This window comes from Schumannella sp. GW821-FHT10F01 (genome assembly GCF_058809295.1).
Window position 1 is genome coordinate 173,010 of the sequence record NZ_JBXASM010000002.1, and the last position, 21,421, is coordinate 194,430.

Sequence of the window (21,421 nt, forward strand, 5' to 3'; positions counted from 1 at the left end):
ACCGCGTGACCGCCGCGCTGCCCGCTCCGCCGCCGATCGCGTCCGCCTTCCCGGGCCGCGTCGTGGCCATCGACCTCGCGCGCGTCGTCGCGATCGCGGGGATGATGGGCGCCCACCTCGCGCTCGGGTACGGCCTCGACGCGGTCGACGCGGTCGTCAACGGCTTCCCGTCCACCCTGTTCGCCGTGCTCGGCGGCGTCAGCGCCGTGCTCGCGACCCGCGGGCTCATCGCGGCGGGGCGTCCGGTCGCGGCCGCGGCCTCCGTCGTGCTCCGCGGCGTCGTCGTCGCGCTGACCGGCCTGCTGCTCGAGCTCACGCCGACCTTCGTGGCCGTCGTGCTCGTGTACTTCGGGGTCGGCCTGGCCATCACCGGGCTGCTGCTGCGGGTGCCGACGCCGGTGCTGCTCGGCCTCGTGCTGGCGCTCGCGATCGGCGGACCGCAGCTGAACCTGCTGGTCCGGGACGCCGCCGACCTCGACGCGCTCGGCGAGCTCGCGCTCGGCTCGCCGTCGGGCTTCGCGCTGTCGGTGCTGATCACCGGCACCTATCCGGTCGTCACGTGGCTCGCGTACCTGCTGTCGGGGGTGCTCATCGGGCGCCTCCTCGGTGCCGCGACGAGCCGCGCCCGGGCCGCCGGGGTGCTCGGCGCGACCGGCGGTGCGCTGCTCGCCGCCGGCATCCTCGCCGACCTCGCCAGCCGCCCCGCCGTCATCGAGGCGCTGCGGTCGGAGGGCCTGTCGCGGTCGGACGCCGAGCTGCTCGCCACGTCCGACGGCTTCGGCGCCCCGGTCGACGGCGGCTGGATCGCCGTGCTCAACGCGGCGCCGCACACCGGCGGCACGGCCGACATCGTGCGCACGCTCGGCGCCGCGATGCTGCTCGTCGCCGTGCTGGTCGCCGTCACGGCGCGGGCCGACCGCCGCATCCCGGTGCTGCTCCGCCCGGTGCAGCGCGCCGGCGCGGCGCCGCTCACGATCTACACGGCGCACGTGCTCGCGACGGCGGCGATCACGCTCGCGATCACGGGCGACGCCGGGTTCGTCGACATCCCCTGGTGGATGCTCGGCCCGGGCGCGTGGGCGCTCCACGTGGCCGGCGCCCTGCTGATCGGGGTGGTGCTCGCCGCGATCGGCCGGCGCGGACCCCTGGAGGCGCTCGTCGGCCTGGCGGCGTCGGTGCCGGCGCGGATCGGCCGGCGCGCGCAGCGGACGGACGCGGTGCCCGCGACTCAGGACGGGACGGGGTAGTTCCGCGCCGAGAGCAGGCCGGCCAGGTGCGCGGCGTTCGCCGCGGCCGTGGAGATCGTCGCCGCTGTCGTCTCCGGCGTCTCCGGCAGGTCGCGGTAGTCGCGTGAGCCCATGGCCTCGTCGTTCCAGTACGCGACGGCCTGCGCGGGCACGGTGTAGCCGACGTCGGAGAGCGCCTGGTAGGCCTCGGCCGAGATGAGGTGCGCGCCGTCCTCGTTGCCGACGACGCCGAGGATCGCGACCTTGCCGAACAGGATCGGGCGGCCGTCGGCATCCGTCTCCGCGAGCTCCGCGTCGAGCCGCTCGAGCACGCGGGCGGCGACGCTCGACGGGTGGCCCATCCAGGTGGGCGTGGCGAGCACGAGGATGTCGGCGGCGATGATGCGCTCCCGGATCGCCGGCCAGGCGTCGCCGTCGCCCATGTCCTTCTCGACTCCGGGGCGCACATCGTGGTCCACCACGCGGACGCTCTCGCCGGTGACCCCGTGCTCGGCCAGCGCGTCGAGCAGCTGCCGGGCGATGAGCTCGCTCGACGACGGCGCGGGGGAGGGCTTCAGGGTGCAGACGAGGGCGAGGGCGGTGAGATCGGCCATATCGACATCGTCCGCGGGTCGCCGGCGCGCGTCCGGAGCGCGGAGCGGACCCCCAGGCGACGCCCATCCGCGCGGTAGCGTCGGCGCGTGATCGTCGACGCGCACCAGCACCTCTGGGACCCTGCCGAGCGCGACTACCCGTGGATGGACGACCGCGTCGCCCCGATCCGCCGGCGGTTCGACCGCGACGACCTGGCGGCGCTCGCCGCGGCGTCGGGCGTGACCGCGACGATCGCGGTGCAGGCCGTGCACGACGAGGAGGAGACCCGGGCCCTGCTGCGGTCGGGCGGGCCCGTGGCCGGGGTGGTCGGCTGGGTCGACCTGACGGCCGACGACGTGCCCGACCGGCTCGCCGGCCTCATCGCCGAGCCCTCGCCGAGCCCGCTCGTCGGCATCCGGCACCAGGCCCACGACGAGCCGGAGGCCGACTGGCTCATCCGGTCCGACGTCGTCCGCGGTGTCGCCGCCGTCGCGGGCGCGGGGCTGCCGTTCGACCTGCTCGTGCGCCGCCGCGAGCACGCCGCCGCGCTCGCGCTCGTCGACGCGCTGCCGGACGCCCGGTTCGTGCTCGACCACGCGGGCAAGCCGGCGATCGCCGACGACGCCGATCCGGGCGTCGCCGCGGAGTGGCGCGAGCGGATGACGCAGCTCGCGGCCCGCCCGAACGTCGTCGTGAAGGTGTCCGGACTGCTGACGGAGGCGGGTGCGGACTGGCGGGAGCGGCCGGTCGCGCGGTACCTGCGCGAGGCGGTCGAGCTGTTCGGCCCGGCGCGCGCGATGTGGGGGTCCGACTGGCCGGTCTCCACGCTCGCGGCGCCCTACGACGAGGTGCTCGCGGTCGCTCGGGACGCGCTGGAGGATCTCGCGTCGGGGGAGCGGGACGCCGTGCTCTCGGGCACGGCGCTCGCCGTCTACTCGCGCGCCCGCGACTGAGCTCGGCGCTCGCGTCCTCGGCGCGGCGCCGCCCGAGACATATGATGTCTGGCATGACCGGATGCCGAGCATGACCGGAACGCACGACGGGCTCCGCGCGATCGTCACGGGCGGCGCGTCCGGCATCGGCGCGGCCATCGCGATCGCCCTGCAGGCGCGCGGCGCGCGGGTCGCGGTGCTCGACCTCCGCACCGACGGGGCACCGGGGGGCACGGTCCCGCTCGTCTGCGACGTCGCCGACGACGACTCGGTGCGCGGGGCGGTCGCGGCGGCGATCGCGGAGCTCGGCGGCCTCGACATCCTCGTCAACAACGCTGGCATCGGCGCGCAGGGCACGGTCGAGGACAACGACGACGACGAATGGCGGCGCGTCTACGAGGTGAACGTGCTCGGCGCCGTGCGGCTGTCGCGCGCCGCGCTGCCGCACCTGCGGGCGTCGACCGCCGCAGCGATCGTGAACACCTGCTCGATCGCGGCGACGGCCGGGCTGCCGCAGCGTGCGCTCTACAGTGCGACGAAGGGCGCCATCGCAGCCCTGACCCGGGCGATGGCGGCCGACCACCTGCGCGAGGGCATCCGCGTGAACGCCGTCAACCCGGGCACCGCCGACACCCCGTGGGTCGGACGTCTGCTCGCCGCGGCACCGGATCCGGCCGCCGAGCGCGCGGCCCTCGAGGCGCGGCAGCCGCACGGCCGGCTCGTCGCGCCGGAGGAGATCGCGGAGGCCGTCGCGTACCTGACCAGCCCCGGCGCCCGCTCGACGACGGGCGTCGACCTGGCCGTCGACGGCGGGATGCAGGCGCTCCGGCTGCGGCCCGCGGGCAGCTGATGGCGTCGCTGACGGACGACGCGATCGCCCGCATCCAGCAGATGATCGTCTCCGGCGAAGTGGTGCCAGGGCAGCGGCTGCCGCCGGAGAAGGAGCTCAGCGAGCAGCTCGGCCTGTCGCGCAGCAGCCTCCGCGAGGCCGTGAAGGCCCTCGAGCTCATCCGCGTGCTCGACGTGCGCCGCGGCGACGGCACCTACGTCACGAGCCTCGAGCCTGGCGTGCTGCTCGAGGCCGTGTCGTTCGTCGTCGACATGCACCGCGACGGCTCGCTCGTCGACCTCCTCGAGGTGCGTCGCATCCTCGAGCCCGCAGCGGCCGGGCTCGCGGCCGCCCGGGCCTCCGACGAGCAGCTCGACGCGCTCGTGCCGCTGCTCGCGCGGGCCGACGAGGACACGGCCGTCGAGGACCTCGTCGCGCTCGACCTCGAGTTCCACGCCACGATCGCCCGCCTCGCCGGCAACGAGTACCTCTCCGGCCTCCTCGACGCGCTGTCGAGCCGGACCGTGCGCGTGAGGGTATGGCGCGGACTGACCCAGGCGGGGGCGGTGCGGAGCACGCTCGACGAGCACGCCGCGATCGTCGCCGCGATGCGCCGTCGCGACCCGCGACTCGTGGAGGCGCTCGTCACCGCGCACGTGGAGGGCGTCGAGCGCTGGCTCCGCAGCACGGTGGTCGAGTCCGCGGGAGGGCGTTCCGGCGACTCGCCGTCCTGACGGCCTCCGGCACCGGCGTCTCGCCCAAAGGCCCTCCCGGGGACAGCGGAGTCAGAGCAGGCCGGACGCCGCCAGGTCCTCCCAGAGCGCGTCCGGGATGCGCGCCGCGGCGCGCGCGGCGTTCTCGCGGACCTGACCGGCCTCCAGCGCGCCGACGGCGATGGTGCGCACCGCCGCCGCGCGACGCGGGAACGCGAGCGCGGCCTCCGGCAGTGTGACGCCGTGCCGCGCGCAGACGGCGGCGAGCGCCTGAGCCCGGGCGACGAGGTCGTCGGGGGCCGGCGCGTAGTCGTAGGTGAGCGAGGCGTCCGGGGCCGGGGTGCTGAGCAGCCCCGAGTTGAGCACGCCGACGGCCACGACGGCGACGCCGCGCTCCGCGCACTCGGCCACGAGGTCGGCGGCGGGCTGCTCGAGCAGCGTGAACCGGCCGGCGACCATCAGCACGTCGACCTGCTCGCGCCGCACGGCGGCCGTCAGCGCGGCGACATCGGTGGACCCGACGCCGATCGCCGACACCACGCCCTCGTCGCGGAGGCGTGCCAGCGCGTCGAGACCGCTGTCGAGGGCCGGCTCGAGTCCGGGCACCTCGGGGTCGTGCAGGTACGCGACGTCGACCCGGTCGAGGCCGAGGCGGCGCAGCGAGTCGTCGAGCGAGCGGCGGACGCCGTCGGCGGAGGTGTCCCAGACCCGACGGCGGGTCGACGGCACCGCGAAGCCGGCGTCGAGGTCGTCGCCGCGGCCGTCCGGGTCGTCCACGAGCAGGCGTCCGACCTTCGTCGACACGGCGTACTCGTCGCGGGGCCGGTCGCGGAGGGCCGCACCGAGGCGCTCCTCCGAGAGCCCGAGGCCGTAGTGCGGAGCGGTGTCGAAGGCCCGGACGCCCACCTCCCAGGCGGCGTCGACGACGGCGCGCGCGGCGTCGTCCGGCACCACCCGGCTGAGGTTGCCGATGCCGGCCGCGCCGAGCTGGAACGGTCCGCGCGCGAACGGCCCCTCGAGCGCGGCGGCTGCGGTCATGCCAGGCTCCACACCCGGTGCAGGCCGTCGTCGCCGCCCGAGTAGTCGTCGGGCGCCTCGAGCAGCGGGTTGATCACGTCCTGCCACTCGGCGTTGACGGGATCGTCGACGAGCGCGCGGCGCATCGCCCGGTAGTCCTCCACCTCGATGAGGTGGAACAGGTCCTGCCCGTCGCGCCAGATCGTCCAGCCCGACACCCCCGCCGCGCGCAGCCGCGCGGCGAGCGCCGCCGGGATCTCCGCGTGGATGCGCTCGTAGTCCGCCTCGCGCCCGGCGCGCAGCCGCGTGCGCACCGCGATGCGCTCGGTCACGGCGTCGGCTTGAGGAACAGCTCGACGACCGGCACGGCGACGTCGGGACGGACGATCGGGAGGGTGAGCGTCAGCGTGCCGGCCGGCTGCCCGCCCGGCACGATCGTCGAGGCGGTCGCGTCCGGGTCGATCTCGCGGTAGCGGATCTCCGACGCGTCATCGAGCAGCTGGGCGTACTCGACGCGGCCGCCGAGCCCGGCCAGGTGCACGTGCTCGAACGGCCAGGTGAACAGGTGCAGGTAGAGCCGGTCGCCGCGCTGCGTGTAGCGGGCGTCGCGCGGCGCGGTGAACTCCGACGGGCCGGCGCCGTAGATCGCGCGGCCGTGGCGGTGCATCCACTCGCCGATCCCGTCGAGCGTGTCGCGCGAGACGCGGTCGAACTCGCCGCGGGCGGTGGGGCCGATGTTCAGCAGCATGTTGCCGTTGTTCGCGACCCCGTCGACGAGCATCCGCACCAGCAGGTCGACCGACTTCACGTCGTGGTTGTCGCGGTCGTAGCCCCACGAGCCGTTCAGCGTCTGGCACGCCTCCCAGGGCACCGGCACCCCGTCGACGGCCATCGGCCTGTCCGGCTGGTACTGCTCCGGCGTCACGAGGTCGCCCGGGATGGCGAGCCGGTCGTTGACGACGATCTCCGGCTGCAGGCGGCGGGTCAGCGCGAGCAGCTCCTCGCTGCCCCAGTCCTCCCGGCCCTTGCCGCCCCAGATGCCCGGCTCGGTCTCGTAGGAGAAGTCGTAGAAGAGGTAGTCGATGCGGCCGTAGCCGGTCAGCAGCTCCTCGATCTGGCCGTGGAGGTACTCGCGGTAGCGCGCCGGATCGCGCCCCTCGTCGAGCCGCGCGATCTCCTCCGCGCCGTCGTCGCGGCGCGGGTGGTGCCCGTCGATGCGGAAGTCGGGGTGATGCCAGTCGAGCAGCGAGTGGTAGAACCCGACCTTGAGGCCCTCGGCCCGCGCGGCGTCGACGAACTCGCGCACGAGGTCGCGGCCGGCCGGGGTGTGCATCGAGGTGTACTCGGTGAGCGCGCTGTCCCAGAGGCAGAAGCCGTCGTGGTGCTTGGTCGTCAGCACCATGTACTTCATGCCGGCCGCCTTCGCCCGCCTCGCCCAGTCGGCCGCGTCGTAGAGGTCCGGATCGAAGTGGTCGAAGTAGCGCTGGTACGCCTCGTCGGTGATGCGCTCGCGGTTCTTCACCCACTCGTGTCGCGCGGCGGAGGAGTAGATCCCCCAGTGGATGAACATGCCGAAGCGGTCGTGTGGGAACCAGGCGGGGATGCTCATCGGGCTGCTCCTTCTGCGGTCGGGTCGGCGTCGGCCCAGACCGGGCCGCCGGGGTACTCGTGGGCGTCGAGCGACGCGGGCAGCATCTCGGTGCCGCCGCCCGGTGCGGTCGGCGGCCGGTAGCGGCCGCCGCGGACGTCGACCGGGGTGGCGAAGTGCTCGTGGAGGTGGTCGACGTACTCGATCATCCGCTCGTCGAGGTCGCCGCTCAGGGCGACCGCGTCGAACATCGACAGGTGCTGCACCGCCTCGCAGAGCCCCACGCCGCCGGCGTGCGGGCAGACGCGCACGCCGTGCTTCGCGGCGAGCAGCAGGATGGCGAGGTTCTCGTTCACGCCGGCGACGCGGGTGGCGTCGATCTGCAGCACGGAGGCAGCGCGGGCCTGGATCAGCTGCTTTGCGATCACCCGGTTCGCCATGTGCTCGCCGGTCGCGACCGGGATCGGCGCGATCCGCCGGGCGATCTCGGCGTGGCCGAGCACGTCGTCGGGGCTGGTCGGCTCCTCCACCCAGGCGAGGTCGACGTCGCCGAGCGCGTGGATCCAGTCGACCGCGGCGTCCACGTCCCAGCGCTGGTTGGCGTCGACGGCGATCCGGATGTCCGGTCCGACCGTCTCGCGCGCCAGCCGCAGCCGGCGGATGTCGTCGTCGAGGTCCGCGCCGACCTTGAGCTTGATCTGGCCGAACCCGTCGGCGACCGCCTCCCGGCACAGCCGGGCGAGCTTCTCGTCGTCGTAGCCGAGCCAGCCGGGGGAGGTCGTGTAGGCCGGGTAGCCCTCAGCCAGCAGCCGAGCTCGGCGCTCGGCGCGCAGCGGCTCGGCCGCGCGGAGCAGCTCCAGCGCCTCGTCCGGGGTGATCGCATCGGTGAGGTAGCGGAAGTCGACCAGCGCGACGAGCTCCTCGGGGGTCATCCGGGCGAGCAGCTCCCAGAGCGGCAACCCGGCGCGCTTGGCCGCGAGATCCCAGAGCGCGTTGACGACCGCGCCGATCGCCATGTGCATCACGCCCTTCTCGGGCCCGAGCCAGCGCAGCGGCGAGTCGTGCACGAGCTCGCGCCAGGTGGCGCCGAGATCGCCGAGCAGCTGCTCGGCGTCGCGACCCACCAGGTGGTCGCGCAGCGCCTCGATCGCGGCGCTCTGCACATCGTTGCCGCGGCCGATCGTGAAGACGAAGCCGGCGCCGACGTGTCCGTCGCCGGCATCCGTCCGCAGCTCGACGTAGGCCGCCGAGTAGTCGGGGTCCGGGTTCATCGCGTCGGAGCCGTCGAGCTCGCGCGAGGTGGGGAAGCGGATGTCGCGGACCGTCATCTCCGTGATCGTGCTCACCGGTGCTCCTGTCCGCGGTCGACGTCGATCCGCTCCGTGCTGTCCATCCAAACATCAGACCTCTGGCCGGTCAAGGACGGATGCGCATCGCGCTCGAGCCTCGATGGGCCCGAGAAGTCACATGTCTGCTCGGGCGACGTCCGGAACGCCTGTCGCACCGCGCGGCCGCGGCGGTAGCGTCGCAGCGTGGAGCACGTGATCGCCTGGGCCGGCTTCGTCGGCGCGTGGCTGCTCGTCGCCGGACCGGTGTACCAGGCCGCGGTAGAGCTGCAGGAGGAGGAGGTCGACCGCGACGCGCTCGGCCGCTCGAGGGACGGCATCCCGGAGCCGGAGCCGATCTCGGGCTGGTGGTGGCTGCTGCCGCCCGTCGCGTTCGTGCTGCAGCGGCGGCGCTCCCAGCGCTACCGCGACGCCGTCATGGCGACGGTGCCGGCCGACGTCATCGCGCAGTTCGTGCACTTCACCGACAAGGCCGCCGGCTGGATGCTCGTCGGCGCCGGCGCGTTCTTCATCGCGGTGAAGGAGACGTGGGAGCTGCACGAGGTCGAGCACTGGCCGGTCGCCCTGTTCTGGGTGCTGCTGCCGGTGATGCTCGCCGCGGCGCTGGCGTACACGGTCAACCGGGTGCAGCGCAGCCGGGCCGTGCTCGCCGAGCGGCGCACGGCGGGGTGACGGCGGTCAGCTCGCGCTCTTGCGGCGGCGCAGGGCGCCGATGACGGCCGTGGCGAGGAACAGCACGATGCCGAGGATCGCGAGCCAGACGAGTCCCTTGATCACGAAACCGAGGATCGCGAAGATCACCCAGATGACGAGGAGCAGGATGAGGATGGGCATGCCTCGAACCTACGCCCGTCACGCGGGGCCGGTCGCCGCATCCGATCGCCGTTCAGCGGACATCGAGCGACGTCGGGGCTGAGCGGGGCGGTCAGCGGTCAGCGCTTCCCCGGCGTCTGCAGCACGCGGCCGTCCGCGTCGAGCCAGACCACGCAGCGCTCCTCCGGCGGTGCGAGCCCCCAGATGATGACGACGACCACCCACAGGCCGACCGTGACGATCGCGAGCAGCAGGTTGAGCCAGATCGGCAGGTAGGTCACCCGCGCGAGCACGACGCGGTCGTCGCGCCGCATCCGGATGCGCCAGCCGGCCAGCGCCAGCTTCTCCACCTCGTCGTCGAGCCGCCTGCGTCGATCCCCCAGGGAGTCCCCGATCTCGGTCATCGGGCCAGGCTAGAGGGCTCCGGCCTCCCCGCGGAAGCGAGCGTCCGGCCGGCGCGAGGCCGACCGGACGTCGGGCCGCCGGTTCGAGCCGGCCGACCGCCATGCCCTGCCGTTCAGGCGCGGACGCGCCTCGGAACGAACGGCAGGTACGTCATCACGTCGACGGGGCGTCCGTCCCCGTCATCCCCCCTGAAGGTCGGCTGGTGGCGAACGAGACCGACGCGGCGAGGGTCACGATCGCCGCTGCCCGAGCGAGCTGCTCCTCCGACGAGCGGGCTGCCGCGGCGGCGTTGTCGGCGCGGAGCGCGAGGATCATGTCGGACATGTCGGCGATCTGGTCGGCGATCAGCTGCGCGAGCCCGGCGTTGAGCTCGGCGATGCTCGTGTCGGAGATCTGGAGTCGGCGATCTGCGATCGTCAGCTCGATCCTCGGGTAGCCGGCCGCGATGAGCGCGTCGCGGAGCACGCCGCCCGTGATCATCGCGATCTCGTCGCGGGACGGCCGGCGGGTGAAGACGGCCTCGACGGTGTACCGGGCGGGTGCCCCCGGCGAGCCGAGTGCGATCGGGAGGCTGTTCGCAAGCACGTTGCGGAGCCCGAGACGGGTGTCGTCGCTGACGACGGGAGCAAGGAGCGTCATCTCCGGACCGTAGCCCCGGGGGATGTGCACCCTCACAGGGAGGAGTGGGCCCGGTGGGGCTCGAACCCACGACCCGGAGATTAAAAGTCACCTGCTCTGCCAGCTGAGCTACGGGCCCTCGGTCCCAGGGTAGCCAGCGCGGGACCGTCGACCGGCGCCCGACCGTGATCCGATCGTCGCTCATTATCCGACATCTGCTGGACCCATTCACCCCCCGACCGGGGCATACTCGGTTCGGGATCGGCCCGGTGCTCGTCACCGGGTCGTCGCGGAGGGCCGGTCGACGGTGCCCGGCCCTCCACCCCCGCGCTTCCCGGGCGGCCGACGTGCTGCTGCCGACGGGCGCGGCCCGGGCGCGCGTAGCCTGGAGCGGATGGCCGACTTCCACAAGCCCGCGCGCATGCCGAACGAGAACTTCGAGTTCTACGAGGGCGGCGAGGATCCCGCGACCACGTTGCGCCGTGCGCACGAGTCGGCCGCCGCACTGCTGCGTCGCGCACGCGAGACGGACGACACCGGCGTGGTCGATCGGCTCCTCACCCACACCGACGAGCACGGGCTCGACCTCGTCGCCCAGCTCTGGGCCGCGGTCGGAGCCGCGACGCTGCCCGGCGCGCTCTGGCGCATCTACCTCGTGCGCGCCGCGATCCGGCAGGACCCGGACGGCGCCGGGCTCGCCTACCGCCGGGGCGAGGAGCGGCTCTCGACCATCGATCCGGTCGTCGCGGGCGCCGCGACGCCGACGGGACCGGAGGAGGTGCTCGCGCTGTCGGACGACATCCTCCGCGGGGTGTTCCGCGGCGACCTCGCCGCCGCGCTCGACCGCGCCGCCGCGTTCTGCCGCGTGAGCGCCGCGGGCTGGGTGTCGATCGCCGACGACCGGGAGCTCGCGGACCCGGATCACGCCGCGGCGCTGACCGCACGCGCGGCGCGCTTCGCGAGCATCGCGGACGACCTCACGGCCTGCGCGCGCCTGGAGCGGCGCGACTCGCTGACCTGATCATCGGGCCGGCGAGGGCCTCGGCATCCGAGCTCCTCGGCTTCTCAGAGGAGCGAGGCGCCGGGCCGCGGAACGCCTCTCGGCGCAAGGCCGCTCGAAGCGGCTGAATGTGGAGCCCGGGGTTACCGCGGCCCGGCGTCACCCAGTCTAACGAGGGCTCACGCCCGCGCATTCCACGAGGGCCTGTTCCGCGTGCGGCGAACGGGCGCCGGTCCGGGCGGGCCGCGTCGCAGCCGCCCTAGGCTGAGCGCGTGAGCGAGCCTGTCCCCGAAGCCCGGCGACGCGACCCCTGGCGGTGCGGACCCTGGCGGCGGGCGGCGCAGGCGGCCGGCCTCCTCGGCGCGGACGGCGCGGTGCAGGGCACGATCTTCGGCCGGATGTCGGCCCTCGCGCTCGAGCGCGGTGCGATCAACCTCGGCCAGGGCTTTCCCGACTACGACGGGCCCGCCGAGGTGCTGGCCGCGGCGCAGGAGGCGATCGCCGACGGCGCGAACCAGTACCCGCCGGCCCGCGGCATCCCCGCCCTGCGGCACGCGATCGCGGAGCACCAGCGCCGCTTCCGCTCGCTCGAGTGGGATCCGGACGGCGAGGTGCTCGTCACCGCGGGAGCGACGGAGGCGATCGCGGCCTCGCTGCTGGCGCTCGTCGCCGAGGGCGACGAGGTCGTCGTCGTGGAGCCCTACTACGACTCGTACGCCGCGCTCGTCGGTCTGGCGGGCGGGCGGCTCGTGCCGGTGCCCGCCCGCGCCCCCGCCTTCCTGCCCGACCCGCAGGAGCTCGCCGCGGCGATCGGGCCCCGCACAGCGGCGATCCTGCTCAACTCGCCCCACAATCCGACCGGCGCCGTGCTGCCGGAGGCGACCGTGCAGGCCGTCGTCGACGCCGCGGCCGAGCACGACGCCGTGATCATCAGCGACGAGGTCTACGAGCACCTCCATTTCCCGGATGCCGCCGGACCGGGCCGGCATCGCACCATCGCGTCCTACCCCGGCGCGCGGGAGCGCAGCATCACGATCTCCAGCGCCGCGAAGACCTTCAGCGTCACCGGCTGGAAGATCGGCTGGATCACCGCCTCGGCCTCGCTGCTCGAGGCCGTGCTCGCGGTGAAGCAGTTCCTGACCTACGTCAACGGCGCGCCGTTCCAGCCCGCCGTCGCCGCCGGGCTCGCGCTGCCCGACGCGTACTTCACGGAGGCCGCGGCCGCGCTCGACCGGCGCCGGGCCCGGCTGACGACCGCGCTCGAGACCGGGGGGTTCACGGTCAACCGGCCCGCTGGCGGCTACTTCCTCGTCGCGGACGGCTCCGCCCTCGGCCTCGACGACGGCGTGCGCGCGGCGGAGGTCGTGCTCGACCGCGCCGGGGTGGTCGGCATCCCGGTCAGCGCCTTCGTGTCGCCCGCCTCCGCGGAGCTCTTCCGCCCGTACCTCCGCTTCGCGTACTGCAAGCGCGACGCGGTGATCGACGACGCCGCCGGCCGTCTGGCGTCCCTCCGGCTCTGAACGCCCCGCATCGGGCGCCGCGCGCGTACGCCCGTGTCGGGCGCCGCGCGCGTACGCCCGTGTCGACTGCGCACCATCGACGGTGCGCAGTCGGCACACGCGTACGCGGAGCGACTTGGGCCGCCCCCGGACACGACGGAGGGGATGCCGCGGTGCGGCATCCCCTCCGGTCGAGTGTCGTGCGCGGCTTATCCGAACTTGCCGGAGACGTAGTCCTCGGTGGCCTTCACCGACGGGTTCGAGAAGATCGTCATGGTGTCGTCGTACTCGATGAGCTTGCCCGGCTTGCCGGTGCCCGCGATGTTGAAGAACGCGGTCTTGTCGGAGACGCGCGAGGCCTGCTGCATGTTGTGGGTCACGATCACGATCGTGTAGTCGTTCTTGAGCTCCTCGATGAGGTCCTCGATCGCGAGCGTCGAGATCGGGTCGAGGGCCGAGCACGGCTCGTCCATGAGGATGACGTCCGGCTTGACCGCGATCGCGCGGGCGATGCAGAGACGCTGCTGCTGGCCGCCGGAGAGGCCCGCGCCCGGCTTCTCGAGGCGGTCCTTCACCTCGTTCCAGAGGTTGGCGCCGACGAGCGAGCTCTCGACGAGCTCGTCGCCCTCCGACTTGCTCATGCGGCGGTTGTTGAGCTTCACGCCGGCGAGCACGTTGTCGCGGATCGACATCGTCGGGAAGGGGTTCGGCCGCTGGAAGACCATGCCGACCTGACGGCGCACGAGCACCGGGTCGACGCCCGCGCCGTAGAGGTCGTTGCCGTCGACCATGACCTCGCCCTTGACGTGGGCGCCGGGGATGACCTCGTGCATGCGGTTCAGCGTGCGCAGGAACGTCGACTTGCCGCAGCCGGAGGGGCCGATGAAGGCGGTGACGGTGCGCGGCTCGATGCGCATGCTGACGCCCTCCACCGCGAGGAAATCGCTGTAGTAGACGTTGAGATCGTTGACTTCGATGCGCTTGGACACGCGTGACCTTCCGGGTGGGGGCTTCGGGTCTACCGTCCGGCCTTCGGAGCGAAGAGCACGGCGACGATACGGGCGATGAGGTTGAACACGACGACGAGGAGCACGAGCAGGAGCGCGGCGCCCCACGCGGAGGCGTTCGAGGCGGCGATGTCCTGGCCGGGGAACTTGTAGCCCGTGTAGGCGAGCACCGGCAGGGTCTGCATCGGTCCGCTGAACGGGTTGGCGTTGAAGTTGTCGGTGAAGCTCGCGGCGATGAAGATCGGCGCGGTCTCGCCGACGACGCGGGCGATGGCGAGCACCACGCCGGTCACGATGCCGGAGGCCGCGGTGCGCAGCACCACCTTCATGATCGTGAGCGAGCGGTTCACGCCGAGCGCGAAGGCCGCCTCGCGGAGGTCCATCGGCACGAGCCGCAGCATCTCCTCCGTCGAGCGGACGACGATCGGGATCATGAGCACGCAGAGCGCGATGGCGGCCGAGAAGCCGGAGAACGCCTTCGGGCCGACGATGAGCGTGAACAGCGAGAACGCGAACAGACCGGCGACGATCGACGGGATGCCGGTCATGACGTCGACGAGGAAGGTGACGGCGCGGCGCAGCGGGTTCGAGGGCTGCGCGTACTCGACCAGGTAGATCGCCGTGAGGATGCCGATCGGGACGGAGATGAGCGACGCGATGCCGGTGATCTCGAGCGTGCCGACGACGGCCTGGAGGGCGCCGGGGGTGGTGGTGACCTTGAGGGTCACCGGGTCGAACTTGGCGCCGCCGGTCTGGCTGATGAACGTCCAGTTCAGCTGGCCGATGCCCTGCGCGACGACCGTGTAGAGCGTCGAGATGAGCGGCGCGAGCGCGAGCAGGAAGGCGACGGCGACCAGGCCGCGGACGACGCGGTCGGTCGCCTTGCGGCGGTTCTCGACGATCGACGACGCGACGCCGACGGCGACGAGGTAGACGATCGCGGTGAGCACGAGCCAGCCGGTGAGATCGAAGCCGATGAGCGCGAGCAGCCCGGCGACGACCGCCGCGGAGGCGAGCAGCAGCCAGAGCTCGATGAGCCGCGGCAGCTGGCCGGAGCGGAGCGAGTTCTCGATCGGGCCGCGCGGCGGGCGCGCCTGGTCGATGGCCGAGGTGGTCATGCGGTGGCTGCCTTCGCCTTCGGGGTGCGGGACTTGCGGCGGGCGTTCGGGCCGGTGCGGGCGACGATCGCGCGGGCGATGAAGTTCACCGCGAACGAGACCACGAACAGCATGAGGCCGGTGCCGATCAGGGCGGAGCGCTGCAGGTCGGTGGCGATCGGGAAGTTCAGCGCGATGTTCGCCGCGATGGTCTGCGAGTTCTCGCCCTCGGTGAGCAGCTTCGTCGAGAAGAGGATCGACGGCGAGATGATCAGCGCGATCGCCATCGTCTCGCCGAGCGCGCGGCCGAGGCCGAGCAGGGTGGCGCTGACCATGCCGGAGCGGGCGTAGGGGAAGACGGCCAGCTTGACCATCTCCCAGCGGGTCGCGCCGAGCGCGAGCGCGGCCTCCTCGTGGAGGCGCGGGGTCTGCAGGAAGATCTCGCGGGTGATCGAGGTGACGATCGGCAGGATCATCACCGCGAGCACGACGCCGCCCGCCAGCACGGTGGAGCCGGTGCTCGACACCGTGCCGCTGAACAGGGGGATGAATCCGAGGTACTCGTTGAGCCAGCGCTCGAGCGGCAGCAGGAAGGGGCGGATGACGATGATGCCCCAGAGGCCGAAGACGATGGAGGGCACCGCGGCGAGCAGATCGACGAGGTAGCCCAGCGCGCTGGAGAGCCGGCGCGGCGCGTAGTGCGAGATGAAGAGCGCGATGCCGATGGCGACCGGGGTGCCGAGGATCAGCGCGATGATCGCGGACCAGATGGTGCCCCAGAGGAGCGGGCCGACGTACGCCCAGAAGCTGCCGAAGCCGCCGGTCGGGCCGTCGGTGATCTCCGGGTTGGAGGACCAGTCCGCGGCGATGCCGGGTGCGGCCTTGAGCAGCAGGAACAGGGCGACCCCGGCGAGGATCACCATGATGAGGATGGCCGAGCCGGTGCTCAGGCCGAGGAAGACCTTGTCTCCGGTGCGCCCTGCGGCGCGGCCGGTGAGGGTCCGGCCCCCCTGGCGGGGGGCCGGACCGGTGCCTCCGGACCCGGTCGCGGGCTCGTTCTCGACGGCGGTGCTGTCGGTCACGGTCTGTCTCCTGGTCTCGGGTCCGGGGGCGGTGGTGCGGTGTCTCGCGACGGGCTACTTGATCGTCTTGAGGGTCTTGGTGATCTCGTCGGTGATCGAGGTCGGCAGCGCGGCGGAGCCGGCGTTCGCCTCAGCGACCTTCTGGCCGGTCTCCGAGGCGATGAAGCCCAGGTAGCCCTTGACCAGGTCGGCCTGGGCCGAGTCCTTGAAGGTCTTGCAGGTGATCGCGTAGGAGACCAGCGGGATCGGGTAGGACGAGCCGTCGAGCAGCTTCGAGTAGTCGAAGGTCTGCGAGAGGTCGCCGTCGACGCCGTTCGAGGTGGTCGAGGCGCCGTTCTCGAGCGCGGAGGCCGCGGCCTTGGCGCTAAACTTGACGAACTTGCCGCCGTCGACGCCGATCTGGACCGTGTTCAGGTCGCCGATGGCCGAGTGGTCGGCGTAGCCGATGGTGCCGGCACCCGCCTGCACCGCGTTCACGACGCCGGAGCCGCCCTGCTGCTTCGAGACGCTGCCCGCGACCGGCCAGGCGTTCGACGCCGGGTACGGCCAGTCGGCGCTCTGCGTGCCGGCCAGGTAGTTGCTGAAGTTCTGGGTCGTGCCGGAGCCGTCGGAGCGCGCCACCGTGGTGATGGCGAGGTCCGGGAGGGCCTTGCCGTTGTCCTTGGTGATGGCCGCGTCGGACCAGTTCGTGATCTGCAGGTTGAAGATCTTCGCGATCGTCGCGCCCGAGAGCTTGAGGTCCTTCACGCCGTCGACGTTGAAGATGATGGCGACGCCGTCGAGGTAGATCGGCAGGTTCACGGCGCCGTCGGCGCCGCAGACCGCGTCAGCGGCCGCAGCGGTGGTCTGCTCCGGCTTGAGGGGCGAGTCGGAGCCCGCGAAGTCGTACGAGCCGGCGAGCCAGTTCGTGACGCCGCCGCCGGAGCCCTGCGACTTGTCGTAGTTGACGGTCAGGCCGGTCGCCTGGGCGGTGATCGCCGCGGTCCACGCTGCCTCGGCGTTTCCCTGAGCGGACGACCCGCCGGCGGTGATGGTGCCGGAGAGCTTCGAGTAGTCGACCGCCTCGGCCGACTTGGAGGGGGATGCCGAGTCGCCGGAGCCGGCGTCGGAGGAGGCACAGCCGGCGAGTGCGACCATCCCGATCAGAGCGATCGCGGCGATGCCGCCAGAGCGCGTGAGCTTCACTGTATTCCCTTCGGAATGCGGGTTGAGGACTGGGCACAGGGCCCGCCAGCACCGTAGGAACGCAACGTGGACACATTCGACCCGCATGGTGAACGGGAGGTTAACGAGCGTCCAACGCGGGGAACTCCCTGATCAGGAGCGGGTTAGAAGCCGACCGCAGGTCAGCGGATCGGCCCGTGGACCTCGACGGCCACGATCCCCGATCCCGGGGCGTCGACCGCGACGTGCACGACCGCGTACTCCGCGGTGCCGAGCATCGAGGCCTGCGAGAGCGGTGCGAGATCGCGCGTGCCGGTCTGCCGGCCCACGGAGGCGAGGATGCGGGGCAGCACCGGTCCGTGGCTGCAGAGCACGGCGGAGACCCCGCGGCGCAGCCGCTTGGCGACCACGGCGTCGACGTCGTCCTCGCCGCGCTCGAAGGCGTCCTGGCTGATCGCGTCCGACTCCTTCGCCGGCACGCCGGTGCGCTGGGCGGTCGGCGCGATCGTGGCGATGCAGCGCACCGCCGTCGAGGTGATGAGCTTCACCGGGCCGAACGCCGCGATGCCGGGGGCGATGCTCGCCGCCTGGTCGCGCCCGCGCTCGAGCAGCGGACGGGAGGCGTCGGTGCCGCCCCAGTCGCCGGCCGACACCGCCTTGCCGTGGCGGAGCGCGACGAGGGCGAACGTGCGGGCCCGTCCGGTCTCGAGCAGCTCCGAGAACCGGTCGAGCACGTCGACGTCGTGCTCGTACGACAGCGACCGGCGCGCGGCCGGCAGCGTCGTCCACTCCAGCGACTCGATCTCGTCGTTCGCCGCGAACGTCGAGTTCGCGATCGCGTGCTCGGCGACCTCCGCTGCCCAGTAGTAGACGACCTTCGGCCGGCCGTTCGGCAGGTCGTACTCGACCACGCCGAGGGGTGCGCCGAGGTGCACGGCGAGGCCGGTCTCCTCGGCGATCTCGCGCACCGCGGTCTGCGGGAGCGTCTCGCCCGGGTCGACCTTGCCCTTCGGCAGCGACACGTCGCGGTGGCGCGGGCGCCGCACCAGCAGGATGTGCGCGACGCCGTCCACGATCCGCCAGCAGACCGCGCCGGCGGCCAGCACCGCGCCGTCGGCGACGACCGGGCTCACCGCAGGATTCCGGCGCGTTTGCGCGCGGCGATCGACGCCATCAGGTCGGACTGCACGTCACGCAGCGGGGAGCCGTCCTCGGCGCGGCTGTGCCGCTCCCAGGCGCCGTCGGCGCCGAGCCACCAGGACGCGGTCGTCTCGGCCAGCTCGGCGTCGAAGATCGCGTCGAGCTCGTCGATCTGCCCGCGGTCGGCGATGCGCACGAGCGCCTCGATGCGGCGGTCGAGGTTGCGGTGCATCATGTCGGCGCTGCCGATGAAGGTCTGCCGCTCGCCGTCGTTGACGAAGCTGAAGATGCGGGAGTGCTCGAGGTAGCGGCCGAGCACCGAGCGCACCGTGATGTTCTCGCTGAGCTCGGGCACGCCGGGCTTGAGCGAGCAGATGCCGCGCACCACGATGTCGACCGGCACGCCGGCCAGGCTCGCCTTGTAGAGCGCGTCGATGATCTGCTCGTCGACCATCGAGTTGACCTTGATGCGGATGCCGCTCGGCTTCCCGGCCGCGGCGTTCGCCGCCTCCTGGTCGATCCGCTTGAGCAGGCCCTTGCGCAGGTGGAGCGGCGCGACGAGGAGCCGCTTGAACTTCTTCTCGATCGCGTAGCCGGAGAGCTCGTTGAAGAGGCGGGTGAGGTCCTTGCCGACCTCGTCGTCCGCCGTCAGGAGGCCGAGGTCCTCGTAGATCCGGCTCGTCTTCGGGTTGTAGTTGCCCGTGCCCACGTGGCTGTAGTGGCGCAGCCCGCCGCGCTCCTGGCGCACCACGAGCGCGAGCTTGCAGTGCGTCTTGAGCCCGACGAGCCCGTAGACGACGTGCACACCGGCGCGCTCGAGCTTGCGCGCCCAGGAGATGTTCGCCTCCTCGTCGAAGCGCGCCTTGATCTCGACGAGCGCGAGCACGGCCTTGCCGGACTGCGCGGCGTCGATGAGCGCCTCGACGATCGGGCTGTCGCCCGAGGTGCGGTACAGCGTCTGCTTGATGGCGAGCACGTTCGGGTCGGCGGCGGCCTGCTCGAGGAACGCCTGCACGCTGGTCGAGAACGACTCGTAGGGGTGGTGCACGAGGATGTCGCCGCGACGCATCGACTTGAAGATGTCCGGCGTGTCGGTGGGGTCGCTCGGCAGCAGCGCCGCGCTCGTCACCGGCACCTGCTTCGGGTACTTCAGCGACGGCTCGTCGACCCGCGACAGCTCGAACAGCCCGACGAGGTCGAGCGGCGCGGGCAGGCGGTAGACCTCCTGCTCGGTGATGTCGAGCTCCTGCATGAGCAGCCCGAGCGTCACGTCGTCCATGTCGTCGCTGATCTCGAGGCGGATGGGGGAGCCGAACCGGCGGCGGAGCAGCTCCTTCTCCAGCGCCTGGATGATCGACTCGGTCTCGTCCTCCTCGATCTGCACGTCCTCGTTGCGCGTGACGCGGAACTCGTGGTGCTCGAGCACCTGCATTCCCGGGAACAGCTCCTCCAGGTGGTTGGAGATGAGGTCCTCGAGCGGGATGAAGCGGAGGCGGCCGGAGCCGTCGTCGGGCAGGATCACGAAGCGCGGCAGGTTCGAGGGCACCTTGAGGCGCGCGAACTCGATGCGGGCCGTCTTCGGGTTGCGCACCCGGATCGACAGGTTGAGCGAGAGCCCCGAGATGTACGGGAACGGGTGCGCGGGGTCGACGGCGAGCGGCATGAGCACCGGGAAGATCTGGCCGCTGAAGAGCTCGTGCACGCGCTCGCGGTCCTGCTCGTCGAGGTCGCTCCACACCTCGATGTGGATGCCGGCGGCGTCGAGCGCGGGCTTCACCGACTCCGAGAACGTGCGCGCGTGCCGCAGCTGCAGCTCGTGCGCACGGTCGCTGATGTCCTGCAGCACGTCGGACGGCGAGCGGCCGACGTTGGTCGGCACGGCCAGTCCCGTCGCGATGCGGCGCTTGAGGCCGGCCACGCGCACCATGAAGAACTCGTCGAGGTTCGAGGCGAAGATCGCGAGGAAGTTCGCGCGCTCGAGCAGCGGCACGCTCTCGTCCTCGGCGAGCTCGAGCACGCGCTGGTTGAACGCCAGCCAGCTCAGCTCCCGGTCGATGAACCGGTCCGGAGGCAGCGTGCCGTCATCCTCGATGGGCGGCTCGGCCTCGTAGTCGTCGAGGAGGTCCGAGGCGATCGCCGCATCGCCGAGGGGGCTGTCCGTCATGCCACCATCCTGCCACCGGGGAAGGGAACGGCAGGGAAACGGAGAGGGTGCGCGGGCGGCTCCGAGGCGCCGGCCCGACCGCGCCGCACCCGGTTCGCGGGGCTCAGTTCGCCGGGACCCGCTCGGCGTCGTCCTCGTAGACGTTGAAGCGGTAGCCGACGTTGCGCACGGTGCCGATGAGCGAGTCGAGCTCGCCGAGCTTCGCGCGCAGGCGCCGCACGTGCACGTCGACGGTGCGGGTTCCGCCGAAGTAGTCGTAACCCCACACCTCGCTCAGCAGCTGCTCGCGGGTGAAGACGCGCGACGGGTGCGTCGCGAAGAAGCGGAGCAGCTCGAACTCCTTGAAGGTGAGGTCGAGCGGGCGCCCGTGCACCTTCGCCGAGTAGGAGGCCTCGTCGATGACGACCCCGGAGGCCGAGATCTTCTTCGACGCGGTGTTCTCCTGCGCGAGCCGGCCGACCACGAGGCGGATGCGCGCGTCGAGCTCGGCGGGTCCCGCTGAGTCGAGGATCACGTCGTCGGCGCCCCAGTCCGCGCTGACGGCCGTGAGCCCGCCCTCCGTGAGCACGAGCAGGAGCGGCACGTTGACGCCGGTGGTGCGGAGCACCTTGCACAGCGACTTGGCCCCGGCGAGATCCTGGCGGGCGTCGATGACGATGAGGTCGCAGCTCGGCGCGGTGACGAGCGCGGCGGGCTCGGCGGGGATGGCGCGGGCCCGGTGGCTGAGCAGTCCGAGCGCAGGCAGCACCTCGCTGTCGACCGATGAGGTCAGAATCACCAGCTGGGCCACGGGTCCTCCAGACGCGGCGTCCAGTCTATTGCCCCGTACGATGGCCCTCGTGTCGCAGCAGCCGGAGACCCCGCGGGCGTCGGGGCCGTCGATCCCGAGCATGATCCCGGTCTGGGTGCTCGCGGCGCTCGGCGCGGTGCTGGTCGGCGTGCTCGCCGGCGAGGCCTACCTGACGTGGCTCCCGGTGGTCGCGGCGCTGTGCTTCCTGGTCTCGTTCGCGATCCAGCTCGCGCTCCGCCGCACCGAGGGACTGGTCAAGCGGCTCGGCGGCAGCATGGTCGGCGCCTTCGCCGTGCTCGTCGTCGCCACGCTCGTGCTGGTGATCGCGGAACCGGCCGGCGTGCACTTCCTCGCCTAGACTCGACGCATGGACCTCACGTTCGCGCTGGAGCTGTTC

Annotated in this window: 23 protein-coding genes and 1 tRNA gene; 8 read left to right on the plus strand and 16 right to left on the minus strand. The window is 72.6% G+C overall.

The features are described from left to right. Window positions 1-5: 5 nt before the first annotated feature. Window positions 6-1,247, plus strand: a complete 1,242-nt coding sequence (locus tag AC1RSJ_RS03790) for a heparan-alpha-glucosaminide N-acetyltransferase domain-containing protein (protein ID WP_493117007.1) — start codon at window positions 6-8, stop codon at window positions 1,245-1,247. Here the strand turns inward: AC1RSJ_RS03790 and AC1RSJ_RS03795 are convergent. Beyond that, the gene (locus tag AC1RSJ_RS03795) at window positions 1,229-1,840 is read right to left on the minus strand and encodes a flavodoxin family protein (protein ID WP_493117008.1); all 612 of its coding nucleotides are present in this window, start codon (window positions 1,838-1,840) and stop codon (window positions 1,229-1,231) included. The genes AC1RSJ_RS03790 and AC1RSJ_RS03795 overlap by 19 nt on opposite strands. A gap of 87 nt (window positions 1,841-1,927) precedes the next feature. Between AC1RSJ_RS03795 and AC1RSJ_RS03800 the strand changes: the two genes are divergently transcribed. The 3 genes from AC1RSJ_RS03800 (at window position 1,928) to AC1RSJ_RS03810 (ending at window position 4,315) form a co-directional block, all read left to right on the plus strand. Beyond that, window positions 1,928-2,773 (plus strand): amidohydrolase family protein, encoded by an 846-nt coding sequence (locus AC1RSJ_RS03800; RefSeq protein ID WP_493117009.1) that lies wholly within the window; start codon window positions 1,928-1,930, stop codon window positions 2,771-2,773. Window positions 2,774-2,843: 70 nt separating this feature from the next. Then, window positions 2,844-3,602, plus strand: coding sequence for an SDR family NAD(P)-dependent oxidoreductase (locus AC1RSJ_RS03805; protein ID WP_493117010.1), 759 nt, complete (start codon window positions 2,844-2,846; stop codon window positions 3,600-3,602). Further along, a complete protein-coding gene (locus tag AC1RSJ_RS03810; RefSeq protein WP_493117011.1) occupies window positions 3,602-4,315 on the plus strand; it encodes a FadR/GntR family transcriptional regulator in 714 nt (237 codons plus the stop codon). The genes AC1RSJ_RS03805 and AC1RSJ_RS03810 overlap by 1 nt, the downstream gene beginning before the upstream one ends. A 51-nt stretch (window positions 4,316-4,366) precedes the next feature. Here AC1RSJ_RS03810 and AC1RSJ_RS03815 read toward each other — a convergent pair whose 3' ends face one another. From AC1RSJ_RS03815 to AC1RSJ_RS03830, 4 genes are read right to left on the minus strand one after another with little or no spacing between them, the layout of a single operon-like run. After that, window positions 4,367-5,332 carry an aldo/keto reductase gene (locus AC1RSJ_RS03815; protein ID WP_493117012.1) on the minus strand — a complete coding sequence of 322 codons (966 nt, stop codon included), beginning with the start codon at window positions 5,330-5,332 and terminating at the stop codon, window positions 4,367-4,369. Continuing rightward, the gene (locus tag AC1RSJ_RS03820; protein ID WP_493117013.1) at window positions 5,329-5,643 is read right to left on the minus strand and encodes an L-rhamnose mutarotase; all 315 of its coding nucleotides are present in this window, start codon (window positions 5,641-5,643) and stop codon (window positions 5,329-5,331) included. The genes AC1RSJ_RS03815 and AC1RSJ_RS03820 overlap by 4 nt, the downstream gene beginning before the upstream one ends. Next, complete coding sequence (locus tag AC1RSJ_RS03825; protein ID WP_493117014.1) at window positions 5,640-6,920, minus strand: alpha-L-fucosidase; 1,281 nt, start codon at window positions 6,918-6,920, stop codon at window positions 5,640-5,642. Before AC1RSJ_RS03825 ends, AC1RSJ_RS03820 begins: the two co-directional genes overlap by 4 nt. Next, window positions 6,917-8,245, minus strand: coding sequence for an enolase C-terminal domain-like protein (locus AC1RSJ_RS03830; RefSeq protein ID WP_493117015.1), 1,329 nt, complete (start codon window positions 8,243-8,245; stop codon window positions 6,917-6,919). The genes AC1RSJ_RS03825 and AC1RSJ_RS03830 overlap by 4 nt, the downstream gene beginning before the upstream one ends. A gap of 186 nt (window positions 8,246-8,431) precedes the next feature. Between AC1RSJ_RS03830 and AC1RSJ_RS03835 the strand changes: the two genes are divergently transcribed. Continuing rightward, window positions 8,432-8,917, plus strand: a complete 486-nt coding sequence (locus tag AC1RSJ_RS03835; RefSeq protein ID WP_493117016.1) for a hypothetical protein — start codon at window positions 8,432-8,434, stop codon at window positions 8,915-8,917. A gap of 6 nt (window positions 8,918-8,923) precedes the next feature. Here AC1RSJ_RS03835 and AC1RSJ_RS03840 read toward each other — a convergent pair whose 3' ends face one another. From AC1RSJ_RS03840 to AC1RSJ_RS03855, 4 genes are all read right to left on the minus strand, one after another. Further along, on the minus strand, window positions 8,924-9,079 hold the full coding sequence (locus tag AC1RSJ_RS03840; protein ID WP_493117017.1) for a hypothetical protein: 156 nt from the start codon (window positions 9,077-9,079) through the stop codon (window positions 8,924-8,926). Window positions 9,080-9,177: 98 nt separating this feature from the next. Beyond that, window positions 9,178-9,462 (minus strand): DUF8108 domain-containing protein, encoded by a 285-nt coding sequence (locus AC1RSJ_RS03845; protein ID WP_493117018.1) that lies wholly within the window; start codon window positions 9,460-9,462, stop codon window positions 9,178-9,180. A 154-nt stretch (window positions 9,463-9,616) separates the two neighbouring features. Further along, a complete protein-coding gene (locus AC1RSJ_RS03850) occupies window positions 9,617-10,102 on the minus strand; it encodes a hypothetical protein (RefSeq protein ID WP_493117019.1) in 486 nt (161 codons plus the stop codon). A 45-nt stretch (window positions 10,103-10,147) separates the two neighbouring features. Next, window positions 10,148-10,220: transfer RNA gene (locus AC1RSJ_RS03855), tRNA-Lys, on the minus strand. 255 nt (window positions 10,221-10,475) lie between these two features. On the opposite strand from AC1RSJ_RS03855, the gene AC1RSJ_RS03860 reads away from it, so the two are divergent. Continuing rightward, window positions 10,476-11,102, plus strand: coding sequence for a DNA-directed RNA polymerase subunit beta (locus AC1RSJ_RS03860; RefSeq protein ID WP_493117020.1), 627 nt, complete (start codon window positions 10,476-10,478; stop codon window positions 11,100-11,102). 251 nt (window positions 11,103-11,353) lie between these two features. After that, a complete protein-coding gene (locus AC1RSJ_RS03865; protein WP_493117021.1) occupies window positions 11,354-12,601 on the plus strand; it encodes an aminotransferase class I/II-fold pyridoxal phosphate-dependent enzyme in 1,248 nt (415 codons plus the stop codon). Between the two features lie 188 nt (window positions 12,602-12,789). On the opposite strand, the gene pstB is transcribed toward AC1RSJ_RS03865, so the two are convergent. The 7 genes from pstB to AC1RSJ_RS03900 all read right to left on the minus strand — a co-directional run bounded on the left by pstB (window position 12,790) and on the right by AC1RSJ_RS03900 (window position 21,024). After that, the gene (pstB, locus tag AC1RSJ_RS03870; protein WP_493117022.1) at window positions 12,790-13,569 is read right to left on the minus strand and encodes a phosphate ABC transporter ATP-binding protein PstB; all 780 of its coding nucleotides are present in this window, start codon (window positions 13,567-13,569) and stop codon (window positions 12,790-12,792) included. 29 nt (window positions 13,570-13,598) lie between these two features. Further along, window positions 13,599-14,705 carry a phosphate ABC transporter permease PstA gene (gene pstA, locus AC1RSJ_RS03875; RefSeq protein WP_493117023.1) on the minus strand — a complete coding sequence of 369 codons (1,107 nt, stop codon included), beginning with the start codon at window positions 14,703-14,705 and terminating at the stop codon, window positions 13,599-13,601. Then, window positions 14,702-15,766, minus strand: a complete 1,065-nt coding sequence (gene pstC / locus AC1RSJ_RS03880; protein WP_493117024.1) for a phosphate ABC transporter permease subunit PstC — start codon at window positions 15,764-15,766, stop codon at window positions 14,702-14,704. The genes pstA and pstC overlap by 4 nt, the downstream gene beginning before the upstream one ends. A gap of 54 nt (window positions 15,767-15,820) precedes the next feature. After that, complete coding sequence (locus AC1RSJ_RS03885; RefSeq protein WP_493117025.1) at window positions 15,821-16,951, minus strand: phosphate ABC transporter substrate-binding protein PstS; 1,131 nt, start codon at window positions 16,949-16,951, stop codon at window positions 15,821-15,823. Between the two features lie 161 nt (window positions 16,952-17,112). After that, window positions 17,113-18,063, minus strand: coding sequence for an NUDIX hydrolase (locus tag AC1RSJ_RS03890; protein ID WP_493117026.1), 951 nt, complete (start codon window positions 18,061-18,063; stop codon window positions 17,113-17,115). Continuing rightward, on the minus strand, window positions 18,060-20,234 hold the full coding sequence (locus AC1RSJ_RS03895) for an RNA degradosome polyphosphate kinase (RefSeq protein ID WP_493117027.1): 2,175 nt from the start codon (window positions 20,232-20,234) through the stop codon (window positions 18,060-18,062). Before AC1RSJ_RS03895 ends, AC1RSJ_RS03890 begins: the two co-directional genes overlap by 4 nt. A 103-nt stretch (window positions 20,235-20,337) precedes the next feature. Beyond that, window positions 20,338-21,024 (minus strand): response regulator transcription factor, encoded by a 687-nt coding sequence (locus tag AC1RSJ_RS03900; protein WP_493117028.1) that lies wholly within the window; start codon window positions 21,022-21,024, stop codon window positions 20,338-20,340. 49 nt (window positions 21,025-21,073) lie between these two features. On the opposite strand from AC1RSJ_RS03900, the gene AC1RSJ_RS03905 reads away from it, so the two are divergent. Continuing rightward, window positions 21,074-21,382 carry a hypothetical protein gene (locus AC1RSJ_RS03905; protein ID WP_493117029.1) on the plus strand — a complete coding sequence of 103 codons (309 nt, stop codon included), beginning with the start codon at window positions 21,074-21,076 and terminating at the stop codon, window positions 21,380-21,382. Window positions 21,383-21,421: the final 39 nt, after the last annotated feature.

Coding starts and splice junctions, on each gene's coding strand:
- AC1RSJ_RS03895 (WP_493117027.1), bottom strand. CDS start 20,234: ATGACGGACAGCCCCCTCGGCGATGCGGCGATCGCCTCGGACCTCCTC.
- AC1RSJ_RS03795 (WP_493117008.1), bottom strand. CDS start 1,840: ATGGCCGATCTCACCGCCCTCGCCCTCGTCTGCACCCTGAAGCCCTCC.
- AC1RSJ_RS03840 (WP_493117017.1), bottom strand. CDS start 9,079: ATGCCCATCCTCATCCTGCTCCTCGTCATCTGGGTGATCTTCGCGATC.
- AC1RSJ_RS03815 (WP_493117012.1), bottom strand. CDS start 5,332: ATGACCGCAGCCGCCGCGCTCGAGGGGCCGTTCGCGCGCGGACCGTTC.
- pstA (WP_493117023.1), bottom strand. CDS start 14,705: ATGACCACCTCGGCCATCGACCAGGCGCGCCCGCCGCGCGGCCCGATC.
- AC1RSJ_RS03850 (WP_493117019.1), bottom strand. CDS start 10,102: ATGACGCTCCTTGCTCCCGTCGTCAGCGACGACACCCGTCTCGGGCTC.
- AC1RSJ_RS03810 (WP_493117011.1), top strand. CDS start 3,602: ATGGCGTCGCTGACGGACGACGCGATCGCCCGCATCCAGCAGATGATC.
- AC1RSJ_RS03805 (WP_493117010.1), top strand. CDS start 2,844: ATGACCGGAACGCACGACGGGCTCCGCGCGATCGTCACGGGCGGCGCG.
- AC1RSJ_RS03860 (WP_493117020.1), top strand. CDS start 10,476: ATGGCCGACTTCCACAAGCCCGCGCGCATGCCGAACGAGAACTTCGAG.
- AC1RSJ_RS03825 (WP_493117014.1), bottom strand. CDS start 6,920: ATGAGCATCCCCGCCTGGTTCCCACACGACCGCTTCGGCATGTTCATC.
- AC1RSJ_RS03845 (WP_493117018.1), bottom strand. CDS start 9,462: ATGACCGAGATCGGGGACTCCCTGGGGGATCGACGCAGGCGGCTCGAC.